The organism is Micromonospora sediminimaris (genome assembly GCF_016863575.1).
Lineage (GTDB): Bacteria > Actinomycetota > Actinomycetes > Mycobacteriales > Micromonosporaceae > Micromonospora > Micromonospora sediminimaris.
Window position 1 is genome coordinate 71,071 of record NZ_BOPD01000032.1, and the last position, 6,137, is coordinate 77,207.

The 6,137-nt window shown below is 68.2% G+C and carries 6 protein-coding genes; 1 reads left to right on the top strand and 5 read right to left on the bottom strand.

Translation table 11 applies throughout. The features are described from left to right. Nucleotides 1-17: 17 nt before the first annotated feature. From Vse01_RS23590 to Vse01_RS23605, 4 genes are all read right to left on the bottom strand, one after another. On the bottom strand, nucleotides 18-1,256 hold the full coding sequence (locus Vse01_RS23590) for a mandelate racemase/muconate lactonizing enzyme family protein (RefSeq protein ID WP_093403031.1): 1,239 nt from the start codon (nucleotides 1,254-1,256) through the stop codon (nucleotides 18-20). A 1-nt stretch (nucleotide 1,257) separates the two neighbouring features. After that, entirely contained in the window at nucleotides 1,258-2,085 is an 828-nt protein-coding gene (locus tag Vse01_RS23595) for a carbohydrate ABC transporter permease (protein WP_093403029.1), read from the bottom strand. Then, entirely contained in the window at nucleotides 2,085-2,888 is an 804-nt protein-coding gene (locus Vse01_RS23600) for a carbohydrate ABC transporter permease (protein ID WP_232511163.1), read from the bottom strand. The genes Vse01_RS23595 and Vse01_RS23600 overlap by 1 nt, the downstream gene beginning before the upstream one ends. Before the next feature lie 181 nt (nucleotides 2,889-3,069). Continuing rightward, nucleotides 3,070-4,221 carry an ABC transporter substrate-binding protein gene (locus Vse01_RS23605; protein ID WP_232511162.1) on the bottom strand — a complete coding sequence of 384 codons (1,152 nt, stop codon included), beginning with the start codon at nucleotides 4,219-4,221 and terminating at the stop codon, nucleotides 3,070-3,072. Nucleotides 4,222-4,479: 258 nt separating this feature from the next. Between Vse01_RS23605 and Vse01_RS23610 the strand changes: the two genes are divergently transcribed. Continuing rightward, complete coding sequence (locus tag Vse01_RS23610) at nucleotides 4,480-5,250, top strand: FadR/GntR family transcriptional regulator (protein WP_093403024.1); 771 nt, start codon at nucleotides 4,480-4,482, stop codon at nucleotides 5,248-5,250. Nucleotides 5,251-5,335: 85 nt separating this feature from the next. Here the strand turns inward: Vse01_RS23610 and Vse01_RS23615 are convergent. Continuing rightward, on the bottom strand, nucleotides 5,336-6,137 hold an 802-nt coding region (locus Vse01_RS23615), incomplete at its 5' end, for a CE1 family esterase (RefSeq protein ID WP_373870708.1).

Sequence of the window (6,137 nt, forward strand, 5' to 3'; positions counted from 1 at the left end):
GCCACCGTCGGTCCCGTTCAGTGACTTCCGGTCGGCGACACCTGGTTGCTGTTGTGTGCCGGGGTGACAGCCCGGGCCAGTGGGAAGCCAGCGGTGGCGGGCAGAACGCCGTCCGTCGCCGCCAGCAGCCGTCGCCCGGCCTGCTCCGGCCGGACGTTCGGGCCGTCGTCCGCCGGCGCCTCGGGGTGCCGGTCCACGGCCTGGATCCGCTGTTCGTCCACGCGGAGGCCGAGTCCGGGTGAGTCACCCAGGACGAAGAACCCGTCCTCGACGTGCGCGTCGACGGAGACACCGACCGGCGGCCAGAGGTCCTGCAACTCGCTGGTCAGGTGGTTCGGCACCGAGGTGGCGGCGTGCAGCAGCCCGAGCGGGCTGTTGCCGATCGGGCTGACCGGCAGGTCGTAGGCGTGCGCCAGGGCGGACACCCGCAGGAAATGGGTGACTCCCCCGACCGCGGACGTCTGGACGACGTCGACCGCGCCGGCGGCGATCAGCGGACGGTACTGCTCCAGCCCGGTGAGGTTCTCCCCCGTGGCGACGGAGGCGCGTACCCCCCGGCCGACGGCGGCGAGACCTTCGGCGTCCCAGCGTCGGACCGGCTCCTCGATCCAGATGAGGTCGAGGGTGCGTTCGAGTTCGCAGACGTGCCGGACGGCCTGCTTGCGGGTCCACGCCTCGTTGACGTCGAGCATCAGACCCGGCCGCAGTCCGTGGCCGGCCTCGGCCAGGACCTCCTTGACCAGGTGGAGCCGGTGTCGGTCATGCTCGATGTCGAGACCGCCCTTGAGCTTGGCGGCCCGCAGCCCGTGCTCGGCGTAACGGATGTACGCCGAGACGAGTTCCTCGTCGCTCAGGGCGATGTCGAGACCGGACGCGTACGCCGGGACCCGGCGGTCGCGGCCGCCCAGCAACCGCCACAGCGGCTGACCGGCAGCCTGCGCCTTGATGTCCCACAGTGCCGTGTCGAGTGCGCCGATGGTGCCGAACACCGGGCCGGCGTGACCGGCCTTGAAGGTGTGTCGCAGCATGCGGTCGTAGAGCGTCGTCACCGCACGGGGATCTTCGCCGTCGATGGCCGCGAAGATCCGCTCGATTTCGACGTGCGGGCCGATGCCGACACCCGACAACCCCTCGTCGGTCTCCACGACGACGATCGGTACCGGGACCCTCCCGTCGGCGAAGACGCCGTTGGCGTCGCCGACCGGGCGCCCCCATTCCTGGACCGTGGTGAGCGTCCGAAAACCGGTGATGCGCATTTCAGCCCTTCGTGGAGCCGGCGGCGACGCCGTCGGCGATCTGGCGCTGGAGAAAGAGGTAGACCACGAGGACCGGTATCGCGGCGATCAGCACCCCGGAGGCGAAGGTGGGGATGTCGTCGGAGTACTGGCCACGCAGCGAGGTCACGCCGACCATGAGCGTGCGGTGATCCGCCGACGGCATCATCACCAGCGACATCAGGACGTCGTTCCAGCAGAACAGCGCGTTGAGGATGCCGACCGACAGCAGCGCCGGGGTGCCCAACGGCAGCATGATCCGGCGGTACACGCCGTACACACTGTTGCCGTCGATCCTGGCCGCGTCGATGATCTCCCGCGGGATGGTCTTGTAGTAACTCGTCATCAGGAAGACGGTGAAGGGCAGGAACTGGGCCACGAAGACCAGGATCAGTCCGGGGTACGTGTCGATGAGGGCGGTGTCGGCCATGATCCGGGCGAGCGGCACCATGATCACCTGGAACGGCACGAACAGGCCCGCGAGGCAGCCCAGGAACAGCGCCGAGGAGCCACGGAACCGAAGCTGGCTCAGGGCGAAGCCGGCCATCGACCCGAGCAACAGCAGCAGGAGGACCGACGACGTCACCACGATCAGGGAGTTGACGAAGTACCGGTCCATGCCGACGCTGTTCCACGCCGCGCTGATGTTGTCCCAGCGCAGAGTGTCGGTCAGGGAGAACCGGTCGAGGATGTAGTCGCGCCGGGTCTTCATCGCCACGTTGACGGTGAACAGCAGTGGGTAGATCGTCGCCAGCGCGAGCAGCGACATCGGGATGGCCAGCAGCCACCGGCTCAGTCGTACCCGGGACATCAGTCCTCACCTCCCGCCCGCCTGAGCAGCTTCACCTGGAGCAGCCCCACGACGAGCATGATCACGAAGAGCACCGTCGACGCGGCCGAGGCGAGGGCGGGCCGATTCATCTGGCCCTGCTGGATCCAGATGTAGTACTCCGGGAGATAGGTGGACCCTTCCGGCCCGCCGCTGGTCATCACGTAGAGCAGGCCGAACATCGAGGTCAGCATTCCGACCATGGTGGTCACGGCGACGAAGGCGATGGTGCGGGACAGACCCGGGATGATCACGTGTCGGATGACCTGGGCCAGCGAGGCACCGTCCACCCGGGCCGCGTCCAACAGCGCGGCGTCCAGGGTCGCGAAGCCGGCCAGGAACACCACAAGCGCCATTCCGAAGGTGGCCCAGATATGTACGCCGACCACCACGAACATCGCGACGTCGGGATTCCCGAGCCAGTCCACCGGGCTGATCCCGGCCGCCTCGAACAGGACGTTGACCGGGCCGTCGAAGGCGAGCAGCAGATTGAAGATCGCGCCGACGATGACAGGTGAGAGCACCGCCGGGAAGAAGTAGACGCTGCGGTAGAAGCGGTGCCCGGGCACCCGGAGGTAGATGAACGTCGCGAGCAGCCCGGGGATCGCCACCGCCACCGGAAGCAACAGCACCAGCAACCCGACGTTGCCCAGCGCGGTGCGGAACAACGGGTCCTCGATCAACTCAAGGTAGTTGTCGAAGCCCACCGTCTGACCGTTGCGCTCGCCGTCTCCGGTGAAGGAGAAGTTGACGCCGAGCAGCAACGGGTACAGCCGCAGCACCACGATGATCAGGATGGCGGGTGCGACCAGGACGTAAGGGGCGAAGCGCTCGGCCCGCGAGCCGCCGCGAACGGACCGTGAGCCGCCACCGCGACGGGAGCCTGCGGACCCGGCCGCCGCCCCGTCGGCCCGTCCGGGAGGAACCGGACGGACCGACGGCTCTGCGTTTCCGATCGGCACGAAATCAGCCTGCCTGGTCGGAAGCTGCCAGCTGCTTCACCGCCTCGTCGACGCTGATCGAGCCGCTGAGCAGTTGCTGGGAGACGCGCCCCATCAGGTCCAGGGTCTTCGAGGAGAGCGCCACGTGCAGGGCGGGCTTACCGCTGTTGAGCGCGGCGACGATCGTGGCGGCGGCCGGACCGGCCTGCGACACGTCGATTGTGGTGTCGGCGGCGATCGCACCGGCGTCGGCGTAGAACGCCTGGAGCGCCTCGGTCGACGTCAGCGATCGCACCAGGTCGGCGGCGACCTTGGGGTCCTTGGTCCACTTCGCCACCCCGTACCCGATGCCGCCGTCATAGGCCAGGCTCGGCGTGGTGCCGGCGGTGACCACCGGAGCGCTCATCACGCCGAGCTTCTCGGGCGTCAGGAACTCGTTGAAGTCCTTCCAGTGCCCCACGTCCGACATCAGTCCGATGACGTGCGCGGCCTTGGCGGACTGGAAGAGCGCGAACGAGTCGTTGAACATCGCGGTCGAGTTGGCCCCGTCGTTGTTCAGGCCGGCGTCGCCGGCCTCCTTCCAGAGCTCGAAGATCCGCTTCACGTTTGGCGAGTTCCAGTCGCGCTTGCCCGCGATCCAGTCGTCGTACTCCTGAGCGGTGAGGATGCCGGAGCCGAGGGCCGACATCCAGAACTGGATTCCGGCGCCTTCCTTGTTGCCCAGGGCGAAGCACTTGGCGCCGGCCTTGCCGATGGCGGCGCAGTCAGCGAGGAACTTGTCCCAGGTGGTGGCGGGGCTCGCCGGATCGAGCCCGGCCTTCTCGTAGAGCGCCTTGTTGTAGTAGATGGGGTGCCCCTGCAGCGTCACCGGACCGGCGTAAACCTTGCCGTCCTTGCTGAAGGCGTCCCAACCGGCGAGGCGCTGCTTGTCCTCGGCCACGTACTCGTCGAGGGGCACCAGCGCGTCGACCCGGTCGCGGATCTGACCGCCGCCGTTGAACAGCATCACGTCCGGGCCCTTGCCGGACTGAATGGCCCCGCCGAGCAGCGTGTAGTACTGGTCGAACGGCTGCGCGACGAACTCGACCGTCACGTCGGGGTGCTTGGCGGAGAAGTCGGCCTTCGCCTTCTCGACATACGCTTTAGCCGAAGGCTCGCCGGACTTCCAGTCCCACACCACAAGTTTGTCGTTCCCGCCACCGGACGAGGGCCCCGTATCGCTGGCACTTCCACAACCTGCCGTCGCCAGTCCCACAACGAGGACGGCTGACCACAATGCTCGTTGTTTCATAGTTGTTCACCTCTGAAGGGAGTGGCTGACGGCCTGCCGCAGCCAACGTGATCAAGAACGTAACTCGTATGACGTCTGACGTCAACAGTCCCGCCGTACACTGGCCCTGGACGTCGTGGCACGACGAGCCAATCGGAGGGGGACATGACGCCATCGCAGGAGACGGCCCTGGAAAATCTGGCCGCCCCGGCCTGGGCGCGCCGCCCCACCAACCTCGCCACGGCGGTCACCGCCGAGCTGGTGGAACGCATCGTCCGCGGGGTGCATCCGTCCGGCACGGCACTGCCTCCGGAGCCCGTGCTCTGCGAGACCTTCTCCGTCAGTCGGACAGTCGTCCGAGAGGCGGTGAAGATCCTCCAGGAGAAGGGGCTGGTGCAGGTCCGCCAGGGTGCCGGCACCATGGTCACCCCGGCCTCGATGTGGGACATGCTCGACGAGCTCGTCCTCGGGGCCACCATCGCCGAGGACGACAGTCTCGCCATCCTCGACGACCTCGTGGTCACCCGACGCCTGCTGGAATCCGACATGGCGAATGTCGCCGCCCGGGTCGCCGACCAGGAGACTCTCGACCGGCTGCGCGCCCTGGTGGACCGGATGGACGAGCTGGTCGGCGATCACGTCACCTACCACGAGCACGACCGGGCCTTCCACGACCTGATCATGCAGGCGTCCGGGAACCGCATCGCCCGTGGCGTCGTCCGGGCGCTGGAGAGCCAGGTGGTGAACACCGCCCGGTACATGGGCCGCACCGAGCGTTCCCTGTGTGTGGCATCGAACCGCGGGCACCGCCGCATCTACGAGCGGATCGCCGCCCACGACCCGGAAGGGGCCGCGGCGGCGATGTTCACCCACATCACCGAGGCCTGGGTGGTCCGCCGCAGCGGCTCCGGCAAGCCGGCCCGCCTGCAACGCTGACCCGGGACACGACGGGTCGGCGGGCCCGACCCCCTGGCTCCCACTGCCGCCAGGAGGCCGCGACCCGCCGTCGCGCTCGGCCCGGTCAGGAGAACTGGGCGAAGAAGCGCCAGATCTCACCCTTGGTCCAGGTGGTGATGCCACTCTCGGCGTAGGTCCCGTCCACCGGGCCCGGCATGTGCCCGTTGTCGAAGGCCGCCCACTGCACCGGGTACCCGGCTCGGCAGCCGGAGTAGGCCGTGGTGATGTGCGTACGGCTGCCCGCACCCGGCTCCGGCGGGTTCTGAGCGTTGCACCCGTTGTTCCGGACGAAGGTGTCGCGCAGCCCTCGGCCCTGGCCGATGCTGAGGACGTTGTCCGAGATGCCGTGCAGACCGAAGTACGCGATCGGCTGGGTACCGCCGCTGCAACCGCTGATCTGCGCACCGGCGATCACGGCGACCGCCCGGAAGACCGTGGCCCGTGCACAGGCGAGGGCGTAGCTCATGCCACCGCCCCAGCTGAAGCCGAGGGCGAAGCGCTGCCTGGGGTTGACGCACAGGTCGCTCTCGATCCGGCGGATCATGTCGTCGACAAAGGTGACGTCCTCACCACCGGCGTTGCCCCACCCGTTGCCGAGACCCTGCGGCGCGACCAGGATCGCGCTGTTGTTCGACTGCTCCTGCTGGCCGTAGTAGGACCAGGCGCTCCCGCTGGTGCCACCGGAGGAGATCTCCTGCATGGTGCCGCCACGCCAGTGGAACGCGAAGATCAGCCGGTACGCGTTGTTGTTGTTGTAGTTGGCCGGCAGGCGCAGGATGAACTGGCGGCTCTTGCCGTTGCTCTGGATGGTGTGCGTGCCGTTGTACAGCGTCGGGGCCTTGCCGCACCCGGTGCCGCCGCTCGGC

Excerpts from the sequence above, each read along its gene's own strand:
- Vse01_RS23590 (WP_093403031.1), bottom strand. The coding sequence starts at position 1,256 with ATGCGCATCACCGGTTTTCGGACGCTCACCACGGTCCAGGAATGGGGG.
- Vse01_RS23595 (WP_093403029.1), bottom strand. The coding sequence starts at position 2,085 with ATGTCCCGGGTACGACTGAGCCGGTGGCTGCTGGCCATCCCGATGTCG.
- Vse01_RS23610 (WP_093403024.1), top strand. The coding sequence starts at position 4,480 with ATGACGCCATCGCAGGAGACGGCCCTGGAAAATCTGGCCGCCCCGGCC.